This is a genomic window from Brevibacterium sp. W7.2 (assembly GCF_018137945.1).
GTDB classification, from domain to species: domain Bacteria; phylum Actinomycetota; class Actinomycetes; order Actinomycetales; family Brevibacteriaceae; genus Brevibacterium; species Brevibacterium sanguinis.
In genome coordinates this window covers 489,381-510,784 of record NZ_CP073089.1, presented here as the reverse complement: position 1 = coordinate 510,784, position 21,404 = coordinate 489,381, and the positions used below count along the sequence as shown (strand labels likewise).

18 protein-coding genes are annotated in these 21,404 nt (G+C 67.3%); 5 read left to right on the top strand and 13 right to left on the bottom strand.

What is annotated here, in order from left to right:
• Positions 1-62: 62 nt before the first annotated feature.
• The gene (locus J9315_RS02200) at positions 63-911 is read right to left on the bottom strand and encodes an HAD family hydrolase (protein ID WP_198499753.1); all 849 of its coding nucleotides are present in this window, start codon (positions 909-911) and stop codon (positions 63-65) included.
• 29 nt (positions 912-940) lie between these two features.
• Positions 941-2,221, bottom strand: a complete 1,281-nt coding sequence (gene serS / locus J9315_RS02195; protein WP_198499754.1) for a serine--tRNA ligase — start codon at positions 2,219-2,221, stop codon at positions 941-943.
• Between the two features lie 83 nt (positions 2,222-2,304).
• Here serS and J9315_RS02190 point away from each other — a divergent pair, with 83 nt between their 5' ends.
• The 3 genes from J9315_RS02190 (at position 2,305) to J9315_RS02180 (ending at position 7,469) form a co-directional block, all read left to right on the top strand.
• Entirely contained in the window at positions 2,305-3,426 is a 1,122-nt protein-coding gene (locus tag J9315_RS02190) for a diacylglycerol kinase family protein (protein WP_232623722.1), read from the top strand.
• A gap of 232 nt (positions 3,427-3,658) precedes the next feature.
• Positions 3,659-5,806 carry a hypothetical protein gene (locus J9315_RS02185; protein WP_211978707.1) on the top strand — a complete coding sequence of 716 codons (2,148 nt, stop codon included), beginning with the start codon at positions 3,659-3,661 and terminating at the stop codon, positions 5,804-5,806.
• Positions 5,807-6,056: 250 nt separating this feature from the next.
• Positions 6,057-7,469, top strand: coding sequence for a hypothetical protein (locus J9315_RS02180; RefSeq protein WP_211978706.1), 1,413 nt, complete (start codon positions 6,057-6,059; stop codon positions 7,467-7,469).
• Positions 7,470-7,626: 157 nt separating this feature from the next.
• Here the strand turns inward: J9315_RS02180 and J9315_RS02175 are convergent, their stop codons facing one another.
• Both J9315_RS02175 and J9315_RS02170 read right to left on the bottom strand, forming a co-directional pair.
• Positions 7,627-8,559 carry a diacylglycerol kinase family protein gene (locus tag J9315_RS02175; RefSeq protein ID WP_211978705.1) on the bottom strand — a complete coding sequence of 311 codons (933 nt, stop codon included), beginning with the start codon at positions 8,557-8,559 and terminating at the stop codon, positions 7,627-7,629.
• 141 nt (positions 8,560-8,700) lie between these two features.
• Complete coding sequence (locus J9315_RS02170) at positions 8,701-9,573, bottom strand: DUF1206 domain-containing protein (protein ID WP_198499758.1); 873 nt, start codon at positions 9,571-9,573, stop codon at positions 8,701-8,703.
• 401 nt (positions 9,574-9,974) lie between these two features.
• Between J9315_RS02170 and J9315_RS02165 the strand changes: the two genes are divergently transcribed.
• Positions 9,975-11,294 (top strand): LPXTG cell wall anchor domain-containing protein, encoded by a 1,320-nt coding sequence (locus tag J9315_RS02165; RefSeq protein ID WP_211978704.1) that lies wholly within the window; start codon positions 9,975-9,977, stop codon positions 11,292-11,294.
• Positions 11,295-11,529: 235 nt separating this feature from the next.
• Here J9315_RS02165 and J9315_RS02160 read toward each other — a convergent pair whose 3' ends face one another.
• Positions 11,530-11,874, bottom strand: a complete 345-nt coding sequence (locus J9315_RS02160; protein WP_211978703.1) for a helix-turn-helix domain-containing protein — start codon at positions 11,872-11,874, stop codon at positions 11,530-11,532.
• A 146-nt stretch (positions 11,875-12,020) separates the two neighbouring features.
• Here J9315_RS02160 and J9315_RS02155 point away from each other — a divergent pair, with 146 nt between their 5' ends.
• Positions 12,021-12,839: an NAD(P)H-dependent oxidoreductase gene (locus J9315_RS02155; RefSeq protein ID WP_211978702.1), complete on the top strand. Its 819-nt coding sequence runs from the start codon at positions 12,021-12,023 to the stop codon at positions 12,837-12,839.
• 520 nt (positions 12,840-13,359) lie between these two features.
• Here the strand turns inward: J9315_RS02155 and J9315_RS02150 are convergent.
• The 8 genes from J9315_RS02150 to J9315_RS02115 form a co-directional block, all read right to left on the bottom strand.
• A complete protein-coding gene (locus J9315_RS02150; RefSeq protein WP_211978701.1) occupies positions 13,360-14,478 on the bottom strand; it encodes a HoxN/HupN/NixA family nickel/cobalt transporter in 1,119 nt (372 codons plus the stop codon).
• Positions 14,479-14,640: 162 nt separating this feature from the next.
• Positions 14,641-15,360 carry an urease accessory protein UreD gene (locus J9315_RS02145; protein WP_211978700.1) on the bottom strand — a complete coding sequence of 240 codons (720 nt, stop codon included), beginning with the start codon at positions 15,358-15,360 and terminating at the stop codon, positions 14,641-14,643.
• Positions 15,357-16,208 (bottom strand): urease accessory protein UreG, encoded by an 852-nt coding sequence (gene ureG, locus J9315_RS02140; protein WP_249120995.1) that lies wholly within the window; start codon positions 16,206-16,208, stop codon positions 15,357-15,359. Before ureG ends, J9315_RS02145 begins: the two co-directional genes overlap by 4 nt.
• A complete protein-coding gene (locus tag J9315_RS02135) occupies positions 16,201-16,944 on the bottom strand; it encodes an urease accessory UreF family protein (RefSeq protein WP_211978699.1) in 744 nt (247 codons plus the stop codon). Before J9315_RS02135 ends, ureG begins: the two co-directional genes overlap by 8 nt.
• Entirely contained in the window at positions 16,944-18,647 is a 1,704-nt protein-coding gene (locus tag J9315_RS02130) for an urease subunit alpha (RefSeq protein ID WP_211978698.1), read from the bottom strand. Before J9315_RS02130 ends, J9315_RS02135 begins: the two co-directional genes overlap by 1 nt.
• On the bottom strand, positions 18,640-18,975 hold the full coding sequence (gene ureB, locus J9315_RS02125; protein WP_211978697.1) for an urease subunit beta: 336 nt from the start codon (positions 18,973-18,975) through the stop codon (positions 18,640-18,642). Before ureB ends, J9315_RS02130 begins: the two co-directional genes overlap by 8 nt.
• A gap of 12 nt (positions 18,976-18,987) precedes the next feature.
• Positions 18,988-19,290, bottom strand: coding sequence for an urease subunit gamma (locus J9315_RS02120; protein ID WP_137824520.1), 303 nt, complete (start codon positions 19,288-19,290; stop codon positions 18,988-18,990).
• A complete protein-coding gene (locus tag J9315_RS02115; protein ID WP_249121065.1) occupies positions 19,290-20,963 on the bottom strand; it encodes a hypothetical protein in 1,674 nt (557 codons plus the stop codon). Before J9315_RS02115 ends, J9315_RS02120 begins: the two co-directional genes overlap by 1 nt.
• Between the last annotated feature and the right edge of the window lie 441 nt (positions 20,964-21,404).

The window sequence follows — 21,404 nt, the reverse complement described above, 5'->3', positions numbered from 1 at the left end:
TCACGCTCGGTCCCACCCGGTGTCGCCGCCTCCGCGACCCGAAGTGTGCTGAGTGCTGAGCGCTACGGGCCGGTGGGCCGGGAGCCTGCGACGTCGAGCACCGCGGGGTCGAGGTCGAAATGGTCGACGAGGGCGACGGCGAGCCCGTCGTCCTCGACGGGGTCGGTGACGACGCTGCCGAGGACCTTGAGCTCGTCCTTCGCCTGGCCCATGACGATCGAGTGGTCAGCCCATTCGATCATCTCGAGGTCGTTGAGGCCGTCACCGGCGGCGACGGTCCGCTCGTGGTCGATGCCGAGCTCCGACTCGACGAGTGCGAGCCCACTGGCCTTCGACACCCCGTCGGGGGCGATGTCGAGCCAGTTGCTCCATCCCACGGAATAGCTGACTTCGTGGAGCCCGAGCCGGTCGACCGCCTCGGCGAACTCCTCCGCCGTGCCGTTGACGTCGCGCATGACGATGCGGGTGGCCTGCTTCGTCAGCAGCTCGTCGAAGCCGACGATGTCGAGGGTGTCGGATTCGGAGAGCTCCCCGGGCGGGAACGCCCCGGACGCCCACCGGTGGAGGTCCGGGTCCTCGACGAGGAAGAGGGCCGTCGGCAGCACAGCGCGCATGCGCTCGAGCGCGGGCCGCGGGTCGAAGGAGACGACGTGGTGCATCTCCCACCCCAGCGGCAGCGCGGGATCGAGCTTGACGACGACAGAGCCGTTCGAGCACACGACGAAACCCTCGGTGAGTCCGAGCGCCCGGACGATCTCGAGGGCTCCCGGCAGCGCGCGACCGGTCGAGATGACGATGTGGTGCCCCGCCTCGGCGAGCTCGATGAGCACCTGCCTCACCGTCTCCGACAGCGTCCCGTCATAGTCGATGATCGTGCCGTCGATGTCGAGGGCGATGAGGTGTGCGGGCACTGCTTCTCCTTGGCCGGCGGTGGGGCTGCTCAGAATCGCGGACCCTCCGGTCCCTGGGCCACCATGCCGCCGAGGTAGGGGCGCAGGGCCACGGGCACCGTGACGGAGCCGTCGGCCTGCTGATGGTTCTCGAGGATGGCGACGAGCCAGCGCGTGTTCGCCATCGTGCCGTTGAGCGTCGCCACCGGACGGGTCGCGCCGTCATGGCGTTCGCGGATCTGCAGGCGCCTGGCCTGGAACGTCGTGCAGTTCGAGGTCGAGGTCAGCTCGCGGTAGGTCTCCTGCGTGGGCACCCAGGCCTCGTTGTCGAACTTCCGCGCCGCGGAGTCGCCGAGGTCGCCGGCGGCGACGTCGATGACCCGGTAGGGCAGTTCGCACAGCTGGAGCATCTTCTCCTGGAGCTCGAGCATGCGGGCGTGCTCGGCCTCGGCGTCCTCGATCGCGACGTAGGAGAACATCTCGACCTTCTGGAACTGGTGGACGCGGATGATGCCGCGGGTGTCCTTGCCGTACGACCCGGCCTCACGGCGGTAGCACGAGGAGATGCCCGCGTACCGCAGCGGTCCGTCGCTGAGGTCGATGATCTCGTCCATGTGGTAGCCGGCCAGCGGCACCTCGGAGGTGCCGACGAGGAAGAGGTCGTCGGCTTCGAGGCGGTAGACCTCGTCGGCGTGCTCGCCGAGGAAGCCCGTGCCCCGCATCACCTCGGGCTTGACGAGGGTCGGGGTGATCGTCGGACTGAACCCGGCCTCCTCGGCGACGTCGCGGGCGAGGTTGAGCAGCGCCATCTCGAGCTTCGCGCCGAACCCGGTGAGGTAGTGGAAGCGCGCTCCCGAGACCTTCGTGCCGCGCGTCGTGTCGATGGCGCCCAGCGTCTCGCCGATCTCGAGGTGGTCACGCGGGGTGAAGCCCTCGGCGGCGAAGTCACGGGGCTGGCCGACGGTCTTGAGCGTCACGAAGTTCTCCTCGCCACCGGCGGGGATGCCGTCGATGATGAGGTTGGGCAGCTTCGAGGCGAGGCTGTCGAACGCGAACGCGGCCTCGTCGGACTCCGCCTGCAGAGCCTTGACCTTGGCGGACTTCTCCTTGCCCTCCGCGATGAGGGCGGGCTTCTCGTCCTTGGGAGCCTTGGCGATCTGGGAGGAGAAGGACTTCTGGTCAGCGCGGGCGTCTTCGAACGCGGTGATGGCCGCCCGCCTCGCGGTGTCGGCTGCGAGCACCTCGTCGACGAGTTCGACGGAGGCTCCGCGAGCCCGCTGCGATGCTCTGAACAGGTCCGGGTTGTCTCTCAACTGCGCTAGATCGATCACCTCCTCAGCTTAACGGGGCGACCTGGGTTTGCGATATTCGGCCGCTGGGCACGCGCTCAGGTGCGTCAGAGTAGATTTGTGCCATGACCTTCGACCTCGATCCCGCCATGATGTGGCTCGTCATCGTCGGTCTCGTCGTCATCGTCTGCGGTGCGTTCCTCCTCGGCAACCGCATCGGCTCGCGCCGCATCCTCAAACGGCTGCGTCGGTACTCCCGTCGTCCCGAACTCGACGACGACGGAGTCGAGGAGTACGCCCCCAACCGCTACCGCGCCGCCCTCATCGTCAATCCGACGAAGGCGAGCGCCGGGCGGATCGCGTCGACCGCCGAGGCGATCTGCCGTTTCGAGGGCTGGAACCCTCCGCTCATCCTCGAGACCACCCCCGAGGACGCCGGGGAGGGACTGGCACGACTCGCCCTCGAGGAAGGGGTCGACGTCGTCATCGCCGCCGGTGGGGACGGCACCATCCGCGCGGTCGCCTCGGCGCTGGCCGGCACGTCGACGCCGATGGGGATCGTCCCGCTGGGCACGGGCAACCTGCTCGCCCGCAACCTCGACCTCGTCCTCGACAAGCCCGAATGGGCGCTGCGGATCGCCCTGTGGGGGCGCAACCGCGCCGTCGACGTCGGCACCGCGCAGATCAGCCGGGGCGGGCCGACGCTCGTCTTCATGGTGATGACCGGGCTCGGCTTCGACGCCGAGGTGATGGCGAAGACGACGGCGAACGCGAAGAGCCGACTCGGCTGGCTGGCGTACCTCGAGGCCGGGTCCCGCACGCTCGTCGGCCGTCCCAGCCACGTGAAGATCACGTACGACGACGACTACCGGGTGACGGCGCGCGTGCGCTCGGTCATCGGCGGCAACTGCGGCAAGCTCCAGGGCGGGATCCAGCTGCTGCCCGAGGCGATCATCGACGACGGGCTCCTCGACGTCCTCGTCGTCAGCCCGAAGAATCTCGGCCAGTGGGTCGGTGTCGTCGCCTCGATCATCGGGCGCCGGACGACGAAGGGCCTGCACACCGACATCCGCAAGTGCCACAACGTCGTCATCGAGTCCAAGGATCCGCTCGAGGTCCAGCTCGACGGTGATCCCCTCGGCACAACCGGGTATCTCGCGATGGCGGTGGACCCCGGTGCGATCACCGTGCGCGTGCCGACGACCGAACAGCGCCGGGAGATCCGCGCCGAGGCGTGGCCGGTGTGAGGCCGGGACGCTGAGCACGGCCGGATTCCGGCGCCGAGGTGGGGCCTATGACCAGGAACAACGTCGCTTCGATGGGGCAAGGTCACGAACAGGTCGCGAAAGCACCCTTGTGTTCACCAAAGCGTTACCGTAATTCCGCTCGACCAAAACGTACAAAAATAGTTCTGAGAATTGCCTGTACCTAGGATGACTTCCAGATGTGCACCCCCTCACACAGATAGAAGGCACTCCAATGAAGAAGCTCATCCTCGCGCCGGCTGTGGCCCTCGCGTTCACCGGACTCGTCGCCGCCCCTGTCGCCGCGGCCGAAACCCCCTCCACCCAGTCGGCTCCGACGAAGGCCGAGAAGGAACAGGCGGAGAAGGAGAAGGCCGAAAAGGAAGCGGCTGAGAAGAAGGCTGCGGAGAAGAAGGCCGCCGAGAAGAAAGCCGCGGAAAAGAAGGCTGCGGACAAGAAGGCTGCGGAAAAGAAAGCGGCCGAGAAGAAAGCAGCGGACAAGAAGGCTGCGGAGAAGAAGGCCGCCGACAAGAAGGCGGCTGAAGACAAGGCCGCGAAGGACAAAGCAGCCAAGGACGCGAAGTCGACACCCAGCCCCTCCCCCAGCGACAAGGGCGCTGAGCAGCCGAAGGATGAGGAGAAGCCCGAGGAGATCAACGCCGATCTCAGCGTCTCCGCCGGCGAGGTGTCGGCCGAGGACCTCGCGAATTCCTCGAAGGGCGTGACGGTCACCGTCACCGGCCTGGAGAAGGGCGACAAGCTCAGCGTCTCCGGCCTCACGGCTCAGGCGGCGACCGCAACGGGCAGCTCGAAGTCGCTCCGCGTCTACTACGCCGGCGATGCCGAGGACCTCAAGTCCGGGGCGAAGTCGTTCTCCGTCAAGGTGCAGCGCGCCGGAGTCTCGAGCGCCACGCTCCAGGAGTCGGTCGACGTGCAGGCGGCGAACGAGAAGGCATCCAACGCGTCGATCGTGGTTCCCTCGGGCGACATTCCCGCCGAGGATCTCGCTGACCCGGCCAAAGGTGTGACGGTCACGGTCACCGGCCTCGAGGAAGGCGACCTGCTCACTCCGCTGAACGGTCTCACGGGAGATCCCGTCACAGCGACCGGCACCTCGGCGACGATGAAGCTCTACTACGACGGAGACCCCGCAGATCTCAAGGACGGTCCGCTTCCGTTCTCGATCGATCTCCAAGGGGCGAGCGGGCTCGACACACTCGAAGCCTCGGTCAATGTGGCCGCAGCCGACGACGGCGAGGTCGAACCGATCGAGTCCGAACTCACGGTCGATCCGAAGGAGATCACCCCTGAGGATCTCTCCGACTCCACCCGGGGCGTCATGGTCACAGTCACCAACCTCAAGGAAGGCGACAAGGTCACCGACTCCCTCACCGGCCGGGAGAGGACCGTTCCCAGCGACGGTGAATTCACCTTCCAGATCTACTACAAGGGCGATCCGGAGGATCTCCAGCCCGGCAAGATTCCGTTCACGGTGGACATCGACCGCGAGGGGACCGAATCAGAAACGCTCAACGGCGACATCACCGTCGTCGAAGATGAGCCGCTCAACCCGATCGAAACCACCCTCAAGGTCGATCCCAAGGAGATCACCGCTGAGGATCTGGCAGATGCGGACAAGGGCGTGGCCGTCACGCTGACCAATCTCGAAGAGAACGACGTCGTCACGGACTCGCTGACCGGTATGGAGAAGACGGTGGGTGCCGACGGTGACTTCACCTTCACCGTGTACTACAAGGGAGATCCAGAGGACCTTGAGCTGGGCAAACTCCCCTTCACCGTGACTGTCCAGCGCGAGAACGCCAATGACGAAACCCTCGACGGCGAGATCACGATCATCGGCGACGAAACGGAAGCCCCGGCCGAGGCCTCGCTCACCGTCTCACCGAAGTCGATCGAAGCCGACGACTTCATCAACGAGAAGAAGGGCGTGACGCTCTCCGTCAAGGACTGCAAGCCCGGTTCGGACGTGCGCTTCATGGTCATGGCGGACGGCAACTCGCGCATCACCGCCTATGACCGCACTGTCCAGGCGGACAAGGACGGCAAGGCCTCGGTGAGCGTCTTCGGCACCTCGTCAGACGCCTCGGCGTACGTCGGCGGGTACTCCGTGACCGCGACCTGCGGCGACGACACGATGAAGGACTCCTTCAAGGTCACCGCCGGAGCGAACGCCGGCGGTGGCGGTGACCACGGCAACGGCGGCGGTGACAACACCGGCGGCGGCAGCGGCAGCGAACTGCCCCGCACCGGTGCTGAACTCGACGGCCTCGCCGCAGGCGCCCTGCTCCTGCTCGTCGGTGGAGCCGCAGTGACGATCACGATGCGCCGCCGGAAGGGCGACTTCTCACCGTCATACGTCTGACACGACTGCACTGAGTCGCTCCCTGCCCCGCCGAGGCGGGACCGGGCAACCAGCCTGAGCTGAGTGAAATGGGCCGGGAATCTCTCCCGGCCCATTTCGCGTGCCCGGACGTCCACGCGTGCGCAGGACCGGACGACCATGCGTGCTAAAAACTGTGATCGGGCCGTGATCAAAACGGGTGGACTCCGCCTATATGCTTCTGTAGTTGCCGATTTCCGGCATCTACCCCTCGAGAGGACCTCATAGCCCCATGCCCAAGAAACTTGCGCTCATTCCCGCGCTGGCTCTGGCCATCGCCGGTCTCGGAGCGACCCCGGCAGTCGCGGCACCCGCCGACGTCGACACCTCGCTCTCCGCGCCCGCTGCGGCGACGACCCCCGACACCGCAGCCGACGAGACCCCCTCGTCCGAAGACGCGGCTCCGGCTGCTCCGGCACCCGAGACCCCCGACGCCGGCGACGCGGACGACTCCGACACCCCGGCACCGGAGACCCCCGAAGCACCGGCACCGGACGATTCCGCGACCGGATCGGACGAACTCGACGACGAGGTCACCGACGATGCGGAACCCACTGAGGCCGCCTCGGCGCCCATCGCGGCCACGGTCGACGTCGAGCCGGGGACGATGACGGAATCGGAGTTCTACTTCGACGGCGTCGTCATCACGGTCTCCGGCCTCGAACCGGGCGACATCGTGACGAACTCGCTCACCGATGACGTGAAGAAGGCCAAGGGCAGCTCGGTCGAGTTCGAGTACTACGACGAGGAGGGCACGATCGAGGGCCCGCAGACCGTTGATTTCACGGTCACCGTCGAGCGCAAGGATCAGGATCCCAGGGATATCCCGGGAAGCTTCGAGATCACCGAGGATGAGGAGATCGAGGAAGGCTCCCTCACTCTCGGCACCGACTCGATGAGCGTCTCCGAGTTCATGAAGAAGGGCATCCCCTTCACCGGTGAGGGCTTCCTCCCCGGTGAGCAGGCGTTCGCCGTGGCCGCGAAGTTCGGAACCGACGAGATCATCTACCTCGACGAGAACGTCGAGGTCTCCGATGAGGGCGTGGTCTCCGGCGTCATCCGCCCGACGGAGACCGACGACGTCAAGCCCGGTGACTACATCGTCTACGCCGGCGGCGAAGAGTTCGGCGCCACCGCCGAGTTCACCCTGACCGCCGACGCCGCACAGTCCGCGTCGCTGACGGTCTCCCCGAAGTCGATCGAAGCCGCTGACTTCGTGAAGAAGGACAAGGGCGTGGTGCTCACAGTCACCGACTGCACCCCCGGCAGCGACGTCCGCTTCGTCGTCAACCCCAAGGGCAACTCGAACGTCACCGCCTTCGACAGCACGGTGACCGTGGACGAGACCGGCACCGCCTCGGTGAACGTGTACGGCACCTCGTCGAACGCCTCTGCCTACGTCGGCGCCTACTCGGTGTCGGCGACCTGCGGCGATGACGTCCTCAAGGGATCCTTCGAGGTCACCTCGGGTGCCGCGGCCGGCGGCTCGGGCGGCAGCGACAGCGGATCCGGCAGCAAGGGTGGCCAGCTCCCGCGCACCGGCGCTGAGCTCAGCGCCCTGGCCGGCGGAGCCGCGCTGCTCCTCGTCGGCGGCGCCGTCGTCGCCCTGACGGTGCGTCGCCGGAAGTCAGCCGAATCGCTCTGATGCGACGCTGAACGTGAAAACGCCTGTGGCCCCGACTTCGGTCGGGGCCACGGGCGTTTTCGGTCATCGCGAGGGAAACGACCGCCTCGGCGGGGTCATCGCACGGGAAGCGCTGCATCGCCGTGGTCGACGCACGCGCGCGACCGCCTCGGCGGGGTCACCGCACGCGCAGCGCCGCGGGTTCGATCGTCACGTCGATCTTCTCGGTCTCGCCGACCTCGTCGCCGTCGACCTCGACGACGCGCGGCTGCTCGAGTTCGATCGTCAGCGACGAGACCCGCTGGTGGATCGCGCTCTCGCTGCTCTGCGCCGAGTCGTCCTTCGACATCATCCGGCGCAGACCGTTGTCCCACACCATGTTCTTCATCGTGTCGAGCCAGCCGGTGACGCCCTCGGCCTTGAGGATGAGGACGTCGAGCTCACCGTCGGAGGGATCGGCGTCGGGAAGCAGGGTGATCCCGCCCTGCAGGGTGCCGCAGTTGCCGACGATGAGGGTGTGCGCCGCCTCGTGGCCGATCCGCTCGCCCTCGCGCGACAGGTTGATCTCCATGACATCGCTGGCCGAGACCGCGCGACCGAGCGATTCGACGTAGGCCAGCCATCCCGCCTTGTCCTTGAGATCGTCGTTGGTCTCGGTGATCATGTGCGCATCGATCCCGAAGCCGGCCATGACGACGAAGGGCTCACGGTTCGTGCCCTGTTCAAGGGTGACCTCGACCCAGCCCATGTCGATGTCGCGGGCCGTGCCGTTGAGTGCGCGATCCATCGCCTCGCCGAGGTTGTTGAGCGGAACGTCGAGGTTGCGGGCCAGGAGGTTGCCCGTTCCCAGCGGCACGATGCCGAGCTCGGCCTCGGAGTCGATCTCCGCGAGGTGACCGGCGACAGCACGGACCGTGCCGTCCCCGCCTGCGGCGATGACCACCTCGGCGCCGGCGTCGAGAGCGGCCTGGGTCGCGGACTTGCCGGGATCGTCCTCCTCGGTCTCATGCCAGGTGATGGTGAAGTCAGGGTTCTCCGGGAGCGCTGCCTCGAGGTCCTCCCTCTCGGTCTTCGACGGATTCCACACGATGCCGACGTGATTGGCTCTCATTTCAGGTCCTTTCGCAGACGGTACTGCTTGGTGGTGCTGCTCGTTCATCGGCCGCAGCGGGCGACCCCAGACCTCACACTAACGCAGTCCTCTGAAGGCCTTCGTGAAGCGCGCCTGTCGGGCGCCTGCGGTACGACGGGATCAATCCATCTTGTCGTATCGAGCGCGGAGGAAGAGGAACACGCCGTAGAGGACGAGTCCGACCCCGACGCCGAGGAGGAGGTAGGTGCCGAAGGGCTGTTCGCGCATGGCCTTGAGGGCGCCGTCGACGCCGGTCGACTTCTCCGGGTCGCCGGTGACGCCGGAGACGATGACGAGGATGCCGACGGCGATGAGCGTGGCGCCCTTGCCGAGGTAGCCGAGGACGCCGGTGATCGTCATCAGCTTCGCCACGGCGCTCGAGCGCGGGGTGCGCACATCGTCCTTCCAGTTGCGCCGGATGCCGTTGACGCAGAACACGATGCCGATGATCGTCACGACCCCGCCGATGACGACGAGGAGAAGGATGCCGCCGGGGGCCTGCGCGAGGGTCGACGAGGCCTGCTGCGACGACTGACCGGAGTCCGAACCCTGGCCGAAGACGAATTTGCCGAAGAGCACCGCCACTGCCGCGTAGGTGATGCCCTGCGCGATCGCGAGGATGAAGTCCTTCCAGCGGTCGCGACCGTGCTCGTCGCGCGGATCGTTCGAGCCGTGTCCGCGCAGGGTGGCCGTGCCGAAGAACGCGTTGGCGAGGTTCCACAGCGCGAGCAGCGCGCAGCCGAGCATGCACAGCCACAGCAGTACCATGCCGAAGGGCTGGGAGGCCATCTGCTGCATCGCGCCGGACTGTTCGGCTTCTCCGCTCTTGCCGAGCGCGAGACCGGCGGCGGTGGCGCCGAGGATGATGTGGACGAGTCCGTTGGCCACGAAGCCGACTCGGGCGACCCGTTCGAACCACTTGCTGTCAGCGGCGTTGACTGCCGCGTCGTCGGCCTTGCTGGCCGCCTTCTTCATCGTTGAGTCTCCAGTCACAGGACATATTGTGGCACTGATTCGCCCAAGTGTCATTGGCTCCAAAGGCACTTTTCAGAGCCGGTGCGAGCGGGGGTGGGGTGGTGGTTGGGGCGGTGGCTCAGCTGGTGGGTGGCGTCGTTAGTGGTGTGGAGAAGCGAGCGGTGTGAGGGGCGGCGGGCACGCTGCCGCAACGGAGATCACGGGACGGCCAAGGTTTCGCAACGACCAGGCGACGGTGAGGGTCTCTGCGTTGTTTCCATGGCGGCATCGCATGCTCGCGCGAGCGCCCCAGCACTGCTCTCCCCAGTGCTGTTCCGAAGAATTCACGTGACCAAAACGTTCTAAACTATGTGCGTCGTGAATGTGTCATTACTGTTACTTTCGGAAGCTCTCCTCCCTCAGCCTCTCGAAGGACAGAAATGAAGAAACTCGCCCTCGCCCCCGTGGTGGCCCTCGCCATCACCGGCCTGGCAGCATCCCCGGTCATCGCCGCCCCGAGCACCGACGCTTTCGGCCAGACGAACGTCCAGGCCCCGAAGAGCGCCGGCCAGCCCGACGCGACCGACGCTCCGACCGCGCCCGCTAAGCTCGCCGCGTCGGTCTCGGTTTCGCCCGAGACGATCTCGCAGACGGATCTCGTCGAGAAGGGCGTCACCGTCACCGTGACGAACCTCCAAGCCGGGGACACCGTCACCGACGACCTCACCGACGAGACAGTCACTGCCGAAGGCGACACAGTCTCATTCGACCTCATCGTCGATGTTGAGAATCCTGCTGATATCCCGACCGGCGACGTGCCGTTCACCGTCACCGTGAAACGTGGCGAACAGTCTCAGACTATCGACGCGAAGTTCACCGTCACCGCAGACGAGACCGAAGAGCCCACCGCTCCAGCCGTCGACCCGAGGGCGAGCCTCGTCGCTGACGAGATCACCGTCTCGGAGTTCGAAGGCGAAGGCCTGAAGTTCTCGGGCGAAGGCTTCACCCCCAACGGCACCGTGAGCGTCGAGGGCCAGGCTCTCCCGGCGCAGGTCGCCAAGCAGGCTGAAGAGCAGCTCAAGGCGGACGAGAACGGCAAGGTCACCGGCACGGTCGTGGCCCCGAAGGACAGCGTCAAGCCCGGCAAGTACACGGTCACGTTCATCGACGACGAGTCGGGTGAGAAGACCGAGCCGCAGGAGTTCACCGTCGTCGAGGATGCCACCGAGACGCCGACCACCCCGGCCGCCGAGGCGAAGCTGACCGTCTCTCCCGAGTCCGTCACCCCGAAGGACTTCGTCCAGAAGGACAAGGGTGTCAAGCTCGTCGTCGAGAACTGCGAGCCCGGCGAAGACGTGCGCTTCGTGGTCAACCCGAAGGGCAACTCCTCGGTGACGGCGTTCGATGAAACGGAGAAGGCCGACGATGAGGGCAACGCCTCCGTCACGGTCTACGGCACCTCGGCGTCGAACCCGAGCGCGTACATCGGCGACTACGACGTGACCGTGACCTGCGGTGACGACGAGCTCACCGGCAAGTTCTCGGTGGAAGAGGACCCGAACGCCGGCGGCAGCGACGGCAATGACGACGGTGGCTCCGATGGCGGCAACGGCGGCGGAAACGGTGGAGGCGACCTGCCCCGCACCGGTATGGAGCTCACCGGCCTCGCAGCCGGTGCCGGCCTCCTCCTCGTCGGCGGCACGGCGATCTTCCTGACGAAGCGCCGCAAGAAGGGTGTTCCCTCGCCCTCGGACATCTGATCCGACCGGCCGGCTCACCTCGCTGAGCTGAGTCCCCGGAAGCCCTGAGGCGCCTGGTCCGACAGTGTCGGACCAGGCGCCTCAGTCAGTTCCAGAACGCGTGCGACTGGGCATGAACGAAGAGACGACGGTCGGAACCCGCTGCGGCTCAGGTTATTTTGAGCGGCTCTGTTCGAAATATGAGCCGCCCATAACAGGCTGAGCCAACCGGGTTCCTGCGGCTGAGGTTGAGCGTTCAGCCTGAGCCCACAGTGATTGCGGCGGCGTAGTCACTTCCCCAACCCTCCATCGCGACGATGACGGGTTGAAGGGCCGCGCCCAATTCGGTCAACCGGTAGTCGACTCGAAGCGGCAGCTCACCGTGATCGGTGCGGATGACGATTCCGTCGGCTTCCAGCTCCGTGAGCTGCCTCGTCAAGGTCTTCCGATTGACCTCCGGCACCCGCCGCTGCAGGTCGCCGAAGCGGATCGGACCGTCCAACATCGCCTTGACCACAGTGATCTTCCACGTGCCGCCGAGGACTGCCACGACAACCTCGGCGGGGCAGGTCTGCAGCGCCACCGCCACTTTCTCACGCATCGCCACCACTCATCTCTCTTGTTGCGCTGAGGACCTCGACGCGTCCCCGGTCGCGGAATCAGAGGTGCCCTCGACATCGCCGCGGTCGGCCAGGGACACGAATGTCCGTACTGTTGCGGGCCGTCACCTGCCTCCACGATAGAGGCATGGATGATTCCGCGTCGGTCCTGTGGGTGAGCGCCCACCCGGAACCGCTGTCTCTCAATGGCTCTCTTCGCCGGTTCGGCATCGAAGCCCTCGAACAACGGGGCCACTCCGTCGAGCTGTCCGACCTCTATGCCATGGATTGGGACCCCGTACTCCGGCGCGAGCAGTTCCTCGGGCCGGAACCGGGCGCCTGCGAGAAGCACTCTGGTCGGGACGGTGCCTGCGGCGCGCGATTCGATGCCACCGGCGATGTTCGCCACGCGTTCATCTCAGGCCGATTGCCTGCAGACGTCGCCCAGGAGCAGGACCGACTTCAGCGCGCGGATGCGCTCATCGTTCAGTTTCCGCTGTGGTGGTACGGCATGCCGGCGATGCTCAAGGGATGGTTCGATCGGGTGTTCACGAGCGGTTTCGCGTTCGGCAAGGAGCCCGAGACCGGGAGGAGGCTCCGGTTCGAGAACGGACCGTTCCGCGGCCGCCGCGCGCTGGTCATCGTCACCGCCGGGGATCGCCCTGGAGCTCTCGGGCCGCGCGGCATCAGCGGCGATCCGGTCGACCTCATGTTCGGGCTTCTCCACGGGACTCTGGCCTACACCGGCTTCGATCCGCTTGCGCCTTTCGTCGTGCCCTCGGCGGACTTCCTCGCCGGAGCTGATTCCGCGGGCATCAAGGCGCAACTGGGCGATCGGCTGTCCCGGCTGTTCACTGACGAACCACTGAGAGCCCGACCGCAGTTCACCGGCGACTACACCGACGACTGGGTTCTCCGCAGTGATGTCGCGCCCGATGCTCACGGCTTCGCCGCCCATTGGCTGTGATGTCGGGGCCCTGTTCGGTGTGGCCACGAGCTTTCTTCGAGGCAGCACCCACCTCAGTCGATCCACCTTGGTCGTGACACTGTATTCCGGGCCCAGGCTCTCGTTCCGCGAGTATCGGATCCTGCGCTCCGCAGGAGTCAGAGTCTCGATCGCCGCTGCGGCTCAGGTTGGTTCGAGCGGCTCTGTTCGAAATGTGAGCCGCCGAAAACAGGCTGAGCCGAAACGGCGTTCGGGCGGCTGGGCGGGGTTACACAAGTCGAGCGGGCCGGCGGCGCCCACGAGACACACGTCCTTCCCACGCGCGGCGCTCACGGAATCCGAGTCGGGGCCCGGTTTGCGCCAGTTGAGACTGAGATGGCCAAGGCCGCCTTGGCCATCTCAGAGCAAACTGGCCCAAACCTGAACTGGCCACAACTCGATCCGGCCGCGACGGCGAGACCGGTCTGACGGCGTGCTCCCATGATCCGAAGGCGAGGCCGACCAGAACATTGAGGCGACCACCGCCGCCGAGCATCACCCGTCACTCGCCGCGGGACCCGTCAGCCACCTCGGCGCCCAGATCTTGCCCCTCGTCCCTGCGTTCAGCGGTTGCCGTCCGTCGACGCGCTGTGAGAAGTGCCGCGACGGCGATGAGCACGAACAAGCCGGTGGCGACGAACCCGGCATACTCCGTATCCGGGGCGGGAAGGGTGAACGTCGCGGTCTCCGCCCCCGCCTCGGCGACACCGGCGATGACGACGATGGCCGCGATGAGCACTGAGAGTCCGGTGACGATGAGGTTGTAGCGGTGGAACCGCCCGCCGTCACCGGCGGCCCAGCGATAGAGTCTTGCCATCATCACGCTGTCCCCGGTGTCGCACGCCGCCATACCTGCGGCGAAGAGCAGCGGAAGCGACAGAGCGAGCAGCGGCGACGTGCTCGCGGCCGTTGCACCGGCCGCGATCATCAGTCCGATCGTCGCCGCGGTGTCGAACCCGAGCCCGAAGAGGAGCCCGATGGGATACATCCGCGCCGGTCGATCGACGGTGCCGATGAGCCGGGAGAAGACTGTCGTGAGAGGTCCACGGGGCGCAGCACCGGCTCCGCTGTCACCATTCTGATCCGTCGCGGGTGCACCATCGGTGCGACGGTCGCGCAGAAGGCGGATGAACGCGACGAGGTTGACGATCCCGACGACCCCCACGACGCAGGTCGCGAACAGCAGTCCCCACATCCCGAGACCGGCACGCAGATCGGAGTCCTCACTCACGACGAGGCTGCGAGCCGCGGCGGCACCGGCGGTGACGAGGGCGGCGGTGATGATGACGACGCTCGAGTGCCCGAGCGCGAACCAGAATCCGACGGCACCGCCGCGAAGCCGGGACTGGTCAGCGGTCGCAAGTCGCCGGGTGACGTTGTCGATGACGGCGACGTGGTCGGCGTCGAAGGCATGGCGAGCGCCGAGGAGCACCGCTGTTGCCGCCAGACCCCAGGCCGCGGCGTGGCCGATCTCGTTCGTCGAGGCGAGGACCAGGCTGAACCCTGCGATCGCGAGCCCCGCGATGACGATCAGCGGGGTCCGCATCCGCCACCAGTCCGCATCGAATCGGGTGCCGTCCACCCGTCCCGTTCCCGGCCGTCCCGCTGTCGTGGTATCCATTGTCGGTATCCTCGTTTCCATCTTCGGTGTGCCTGTATGCATTGCGTCCCTCACTTGTTCACCTTCCCGGTCAGGTGTGACACCCCGGGGTCCGGGGATCGTTTGCCGCGCCTCCGCAGCTCACCGTGAGCAGTCGCCGCATGCTCACTCGGCCGGTCGGGTCTACCGCTGCCACACGGAGTCGACATGTGATTCGTGAGCAGCGGCACCGATCGCTCTCGCGATCGTCCCGGGCCGTGAGAGCTCGAGCATTCGCACTGTCGTGGAGTCGCCCACGTCGTCACCCGCCGTCGGACCGGCGGCGTCGTCTCTCCTGCCGAAGAGCATCGCCGTATCGAGCACCGAGGCGGATCCGAGGACTCCCGGCAGCGGATCGGTCCCGTCGACATCGAGGTCCTCGACGAAATACGGCCTCCCCGCGCAGTCGCGCACATCGGTGCGGCTCCGCAGAGCCCCGCCGACCTCGCCCGAGCGCCCGAGCACGATCGTCTCCCGGAGACGCACCGTCACCTCGGCGCCGACGCGCACCCGCGTCGACCGGCGCACCCGCGCCCCCGACGCGACGACGAACGGGAACGTCTCCCAGATGAGACTGCCGGCCGCGCCCACCTCGATGTCGACGTCCCACCGTGACTCCGCCCCATCGGTCGGGTAGGCGACCGTGCCGCCGACGTCTTCGATGACGAGGCGGCATCCCTGCCCGACCCGGATGCCGATCGTCACCGCATCCCCGCCGAGGAGCGCCGCACCTCCGGCGACGATCGCCACATGCGCGCGCCCTCCGGCCGCGCGGGAGATCAGCCGCGGCTGCATGAGACCGGGAGTCAGACGCACCTGCGGAAGCTCGCGCCCGGCGACCAGGTCGACGGCGATGTGCGTCATCCCCGGCCATCTGCGGACACTCGATCCGCTGGGGTCCGGATGCTGGCGTCTGCGTGATCGAGAGGACCGGGGCCGGCACCGTCGCGGCCGGCACCGTCGTGGCCGGGGTCGTCTGCGTGCCCGTGGCCCTCGCCGTCGGCGTGCGAGTGCATGTATCCCCCGTCCTCATCGGCGTGGAAATGCGGTGCCATCGGACCCGGATCCTGCGGTTCGTGCGCCCCGGACCGATGCGTCTCGAGCAGGGCGAGCAGCCATGACCGCAGGCGCGCGACGGACTCCTCGTCGGTGCGGGAGAGCCCGAGCACCGGGCCCTGTTCGCGTGCCGCCTCGGCGTCGGAGATCATCTGCTCGACGTCGACGCCCACGTACGGCGCGAGATCGGTCTTGTTGACGACGAGGAGATCCGCGCGCCCGATGCCGGGCCCGCCCTTGCGCGCCACATCGCCACCGCCGGCGACGTCGAGGACGAAGATCTGGGCGTCGATGAGCGCCGGCGAGAACGTCGCAGTGAGATTGTCCCCGCCGGACTCGACGAGCACGAGATCGAGCGGATCGAAATCGGCTTCGAGCTCCTCGACTCCCGCGAGGTTGGCCGTGACGTCGTCGCGGATCGCCGTGTGAGGGCAGGCCCCGGTCTCGATGGCGCGGATCCGGTCGGGGTCGAGGACCCCGGCGGCCCTGAGCAGCCGGGCATCCTCGTCGGTGTAGATGTCGTTGGTGATCACCCCGATGCGGATCTCGTTCGCCAGGGTGCGGCAGATCATCGCGATGAGCGAACTCTTGCCGGTGCCCACGGGGCCGGCGACTCCGAGTCGCAGGGAACGGTGCGGGGTGGGGATCTCAGGCACGGAACAGCCTCCTCGGCAGTGCGGACTGGGCCTCTGCCCAGTCCTCGATGAGCGGTGCCCCGGCAGCGGGAATCGCTGCGGGGTCGGTGAGCGTCGCCAGATCGGCGACACAGGGCTCGAAGGCGGTGCACGCCTCGAGCACCCAACCGGTGGCCGCAAGCGGATCCATCGGTTCGAGTTTGAGCATCGCAGCGGCGACCGTCTGCGCATCGTCGTAGGCGACGAGGCGCACGAGGTCGGTCGCTGGAATCCCGGCGGCTGCGGCGATGGCGCCGAGCACCACGGGACGCGGAAGTCCACGCCGCGGCAGCACCGGGTCCAATTGGGGCCACAGCGTGACCGCCACGCGACGCAGTCCCGCACCGAGCACCTCGGCGATCTCCCGCAGTGCCAGGCTGGGAGTGCGCGCTGCCCATTCGTCGCCGATGTCGGCGAGGATCACGCCGGGCTCCCGGTCATTCCCGCCGCCGCGGTCGACCTCATCGTCGTCGACGACGCGAGCGCCGATCAGGGCATGGCGGGTGACGACGGCGGTGCCGGCCTCCACACGGACGACGGTGCGCATCCGCGCGCGCATGTAGGCTGCGACCTCCCTCGGCGCGAGCCCGCGGCGCAGTCCGGCTTCGACGCCGTTCGAGGTCACGTGCGCCCCCGCGGGCAGGCGGGCGTCGGCGAGGAGCATGATGATCGCCGAGGCGGCCCCCGGCCCCAGCGCGTCGAGCGTCACCGTGACCATCAGAACATCTGGTAGAGCTGGGCGAGCGGCAGCGCATGTGCGGGTGCCGCGGTGACGAGGTCGCCGTCGATGGCGATCTGGAACGTGTCCGGGTCGATGTCGATGGCGGGACGGACGTCGTTGTTGCGCATGTCCGCCTTCCCGATCCCCCGCGTCGGCGCGACGGCACGCAGCTCCCGGTGCAGGCCCAAGCGCTCCCGCAGCCCGCTGTCGACGGCGGCCGGAGCGACGAACGACACCGAGGTCGTCGCCCCGAGGGCATCCCCGAACGCCGGCCGCATGAGCACCGGCTGCGGCGTCGGGATCGACGCGTTCGGATCGCCGAGGCCGGCCCAGGCGATCGTCCCGCCCTTGATGACGAGGTCGGGGCGGACACCGAAGAAGCGCGGATCCCACAGCACGAGATCGGCCATCTTCCCGACTTCGACGGAACCGAGGTGCGCATCGACCCCATGGGCGATCGCCGGATTGATCGTGTACTTCGCCACGTACCGGCGTGCCCGCTCATTGTCTGCCGGCATCGTCTCGCCGAGGCGCCCCCGCCGCAGCTTCATCGTGTGGGCAACCTGCCAGGTCCGGGTGATGACCTCGCCGATGCGGCCCATCGCCTGAGCGTCCGAGGAGGTGATCGACAGGGCGCCGAGGTCGTGGAGGACGTCCTCGGCGGCGATCGTCGTCGCCCGGATGCGCGATTCGGCGAAGGCGAGGTCCTCGGGCACGCTGGGGTTGAGGTGGTGGCAGACCATGAGCATGTCGAGGTGCTCGGCGACGGTGTTGACGGTGTGGGGAAGAGTCGGATTGGTCGAACCGGGGATGATGTTCTCCAGCGCGGCGATCGAGAGGATGTCGGGGGCATGGCCGCCGCCGGCACCTTCGACGTGGAAGGCGTGGATGCTGCGCCCGGCGATCGCGGCGATCGTCGACTCGACGAAGCCCGACTCGTTGAGCGAGTCCGAGTGGAGTGCGACCTGCAGACCGTGATCGTCGGCGGCGCGGAGCGCAGCGTCGATCGCGGCCGGTGTCGCGCCCCAGTCCTCATGGATCTTGTACCCTGCCGCCCCGCCGAGGGCCTGTTCGGCCAGCCCCGCGGCGGAGACGGTGTTGCCCTTGCCGAGGAGCAGGACGTTGACCGGCAGTGCGTCGAGTGCCCGCAGCATCATCCCCAGATGCCACGCCCCGGGCGTCACCGTCGTCGCCTTGCTCCCCTCCGACGGACCCGTTCCGCCACCGACCACGGTGGTGATTCCGGTGGCGAGCGCCTCATGGATCTGCGACGGCGACAGCAGGTGGACGTGCGAGTCGATCCCACCGGCGGTGAGGATCCGGCCCTCGCCGGAGATGACGTCGGTCGACGGGCCGATCTGCAGACCCGGATCGACCCCGTCGGCGACGTCGCGGTTGCCCGCCCGGCCCAGAGCCGTGATCACGCCGTCGCGGATGCCGACATCGGCACGGATGATCCCCCACCAATCGACGACGATGACATTCGTGATCACGGTGTCCGGTGCACCGTCGACGCGCGTCGTCGTGCCCTGGAGCATCGATTCGCGAATCGACTTGCCCCCGCCGAAGACCGCTTCGTCACCGCCGAATGTCCGATCGCCCTCGATCTCGATCCACAGGTCGGTGTCGCCGAGGCGGACCTGGTCCCCTGTCGTCGGTCCGTAGAGGGAGGCGTAGCGCTGAGCGGAGATCTCAGCCATCAGAGCCGCCCGTGGGAATCTGCAGTCCGGGCACCCGGGCACGACCGCCGAGGCGGACGATCGGCACGGTCCGCGACGCCCCCGGTTCGAACCGGATCGAGGTCCCTGCCGGAATGTCGAGCCGGCAGCCCTCGGCCCGAGCCCGGTCGAACGCCAATGCGGCGTTGACATCGGGCAGGTGGAAGTGCGATCCGATCTGCACCGGACGATCTCCCGTGTTCTCGATGGTGATGCTGCCGGTGTCCGCCTCGGCGGCGCGTGCGTTGAGGAGGCGGGTGCCCTCGCGCACCCGCACGGCTCCCGGCCCGTGGTCTCTCGTGCCTGCCATGACGCGGTCCTGTCAGTCGATGGGATTGTGGATGGTGACGAGCTTGCGCCCGTCGGGGAACGTGGCCTCGACCTGGACGTCGTGGAGCATCGGCGCCACATCGTCCATGACATCGTCGCGACTGAGGACCTCCCGCCCGGTGACCATGAGCTCCTCGACCGCGGCCCCCTCACGCGCCCGCTCGATCACCCACGTGCTCAGCAGCGCAACGGATTCGGGATAGTTGAGCGGAACCCCCCGCGACAGGCGATCGCGGGCGACCATGCCGGCGACGGAGAGCAGCAGCTTCTCCGTGTCCCCCGGTGTGAAATGCATCAGCGCTCCCGGACAGGGTCGGCCGGCAGGACATGTTCGCCGAGGCGGTCGGTCGACAGTGCCAGCGAGCTGAGATAGAGCGTCTCCCCGTTCGGTCCGGTCTTCGCCGAGGCGATCATGTCGGGACGCTCGAACTCCATCTCCGTGACGTGGCACCACAGGGTCGCATCCGTGGGGTTGCCGTGGTCGTCATACATCGGCACGTCGATGCCGTCGTCCTGTCGACGCAGGTAGAAGCGCCCCCGGGTGATGATCGCCATGAGCGGTGTGGCGACGATGGCGATGCCGACGGCGAAGAGCGGGGAGAACGGCTGGACCGCGGCCCCGAAGGCACCGAAGTAGATGGCGATGGACACCCCACCGGAGAGCACGAGGGAGACGACGCCGACCGGGTTCCAGTCGTAGAGCATGCCGCGCCTGAACTCCGGGGTCTTCGGTGAGAGTCCCAGCACGTACTTGTTGATGGCGATGTCCGCGGCGACGACGCAGATCCACGGCATCGCGAGGTTGGCGTAGAAGCTGAGGATCGCGTTGAGGAAGTCGAACATGTTGAGCTCCATGAGCGCCAGAGCGAAGAGCAGGTTGACGACGAGGAAGGTGATCCGCCCGGGGTAGCGCTTGGTGATCCGGGTGTATGCGTTCGTCCACGCCAGTGACCCGGAGTAGGCGTTCGTCACGTTGATCTTCACCTGGGAGATGACGACGAGGACGACGGCGAGCAGCAGGGCGAGCCATTGCGGCATCATCTGCTCGTAGGTGGCGAGCAGCTGCTGGACCGGCTCGGTCGCGAATCCGGTGGCCCCGGGCACGTTGGCGATGAGGTAGACGGCGAGGAACATGCCGATGATCTGCTTGATCGCACCGAAGATCACCCAGCCCGGACCGGCGAGGATCACCGCCGTCCACCAGCTGCGACGGTTGGCCGGAGTGCGCGGGGGCATGAATCGCAGGTAGTCGATCTGCTCGGCGATCTGGGCAATGAGCGAGAGGCAGACTCCGGCGGCGAGCATGGCCGAGGCGAAGTTCGCGCTCTCGCCGCTCTCGCCCTGGTACGCGAAGAAGGTGCTCACGGATTCCGGTTGGAAGGCGATGAGGTAGCCGACGGGGACGACCATGAGGACGAGCCAGAGCGGTGTCGTCGAGACCTGCAGTCGGGCCAGCGCCTTCATGCCGAAGATGACGAGCGGGAAGATGATGACGGTGGAGAGGAGGTAGCCGAGCGGGCGCGGGATGCCGAGTCCCAAATAGAGCCCTTGGGCCATGATCGATCCCTCGAGGGCGAAGAAGATGAACGTGAAGGTGGCGAAGATGATGTTCGTGATCACAGAGCCGTAGTACCCGAACCCTGCGCCGCGGGTGATGAGATCGAGGTCGAGGTTGTAGCGCGCGGCGTAGAAGGCCAGGGGCCAGCCGGTGAGGAAGATGATGATGGCCGCCGTGAGGATGCCGAGGATGCCGTTGGCTGTGCCGTGAGCCAGGCCGATGCTCGCGCCGATCGAGAAGTCAGCGAGATACGCGATGCCGCCCAGTGCACTCGTCGCCACCACGGCCGGTGCCCACGTGCGGTAGGAGCGCGGCGCGAATCTCAGAGTGTAGTCCTCGAGACTCTCGCGCGCTGCGGCCTTCGCCTCGCGGCTCGTCCCCGGTGGCGCCGTCGACTTGTCTGCAGACATCGTCATGGTGGTCTCCTCGGTCGCTCGTCGATCTCAACAGCGCCCATCCTGACAGTCGATTGTTTCGTCCCGTGGCGAGCAACGTTTCGCCTGTGTTTCGACAGCGGACAGTGCCGCGCACCAGGTGCCCTGGTAGGCGCAGTGCGCTCACACGACTCTGGCCGCCGGACGGTTGCCTGTCGTGAGTTCTCGCAACCCATGACTCGCGCCCTCTGAGGCTCCCACCCTCGCAGCCTCACGTTGCGGCTCATCCTGGTTCGAGCGGCTCTGTTCAAAACGTGAGCCGCCCAAAACAGGATGAGCCAAAGCGACGTTCGGGTGGTTCGGCGGGGTTACACAGGTCGAGCGATGTCGGCGAAACGGGCGTGTGCCGGACATGCCGCGCAGTCGGTTCCCTGTCGCGGACGTGCGACCCGCAATCGACCACGGTCGCGCCGAGAC

Coding starts and splice junctions, on each gene's coding strand:
- J9315_RS02190 (WP_232623722.1), top strand. CDS start 2,305: ATGACCTTCGACCTCGATCCCGCCATGATGTGGCTCGTCATCGTCGGT.
- J9315_RS02185 (WP_211978707.1), top strand. CDS start 3,659: ATGAAGAAGCTCATCCTCGCGCCGGCTGTGGCCCTCGCGTTCACCGGA.
- J9315_RS02180 (WP_211978706.1), top strand. CDS start 6,057: ATGCCCAAGAAACTTGCGCTCATTCCCGCGCTGGCTCTGGCCATCGCC.
- J9315_RS02175 (WP_211978705.1), bottom strand. CDS start 8,559: ATGAGAGCCAATCACGTCGGCATCGTGTGGAATCCGTCGAAGACCGAG.
- J9315_RS02165 (WP_211978704.1), top strand. CDS start 9,975: ATGAAGAAACTCGCCCTCGCCCCCGTGGTGGCCCTCGCCATCACCGGC.
- J9315_RS02160 (WP_211978703.1), bottom strand. CDS start 11,874: ATGCGTGAGAAAGTGGCGGTGGCGCTGCAGACCTGCCCCGCCGAGGTT.
- J9315_RS02155 (WP_211978702.1), top strand. CDS start 12,021: ATGGATGATTCCGCGTCGGTCCTGTGGGTGAGCGCCCACCCGGAACCG.
- J9315_RS02150 (WP_211978701.1), bottom strand. CDS start 14,478: ATGGATACCACGACAGCGGGACGGCCGGGAACGGGACGGGTGGACGGC.
- J9315_RS02145 (WP_211978700.1), bottom strand. CDS start 15,360: ATGACGCACATCGCCGTCGACCTGGTCGCCGGGCGCGAGCTTCCGCAG.
- J9315_RS02135 (WP_211978699.1), bottom strand. CDS start 16,944: ATGGTCACGGTGACGCTCGACGCGCTGGGGCCGGGGGCCGCCTCGGCG.
- J9315_RS02130 (WP_211978698.1), bottom strand. CDS start 18,647: ATGGCTGAGATCTCCGCTCAGCGCTACGCCTCCCTCTACGGACCGACG.
- ureB (WP_211978697.1), bottom strand. CDS start 18,975: ATGGCAGGCACGAGAGACCACGGGCCGGGAGCCGTGCGGGTGCGCGAG.
- J9315_RS02120 (WP_137824520.1), bottom strand. CDS start 19,290: ATGCATTTCACACCGGGGGACACGGAGAAGCTGCTGCTCTCCGTCGCC.
- J9315_RS02115 (WP_249121065.1), bottom strand. CDS start 20,963: ATGTCTGCAGACAAGTCGACGGCGCCACCGGGGACGAGCCGCGAGGCG.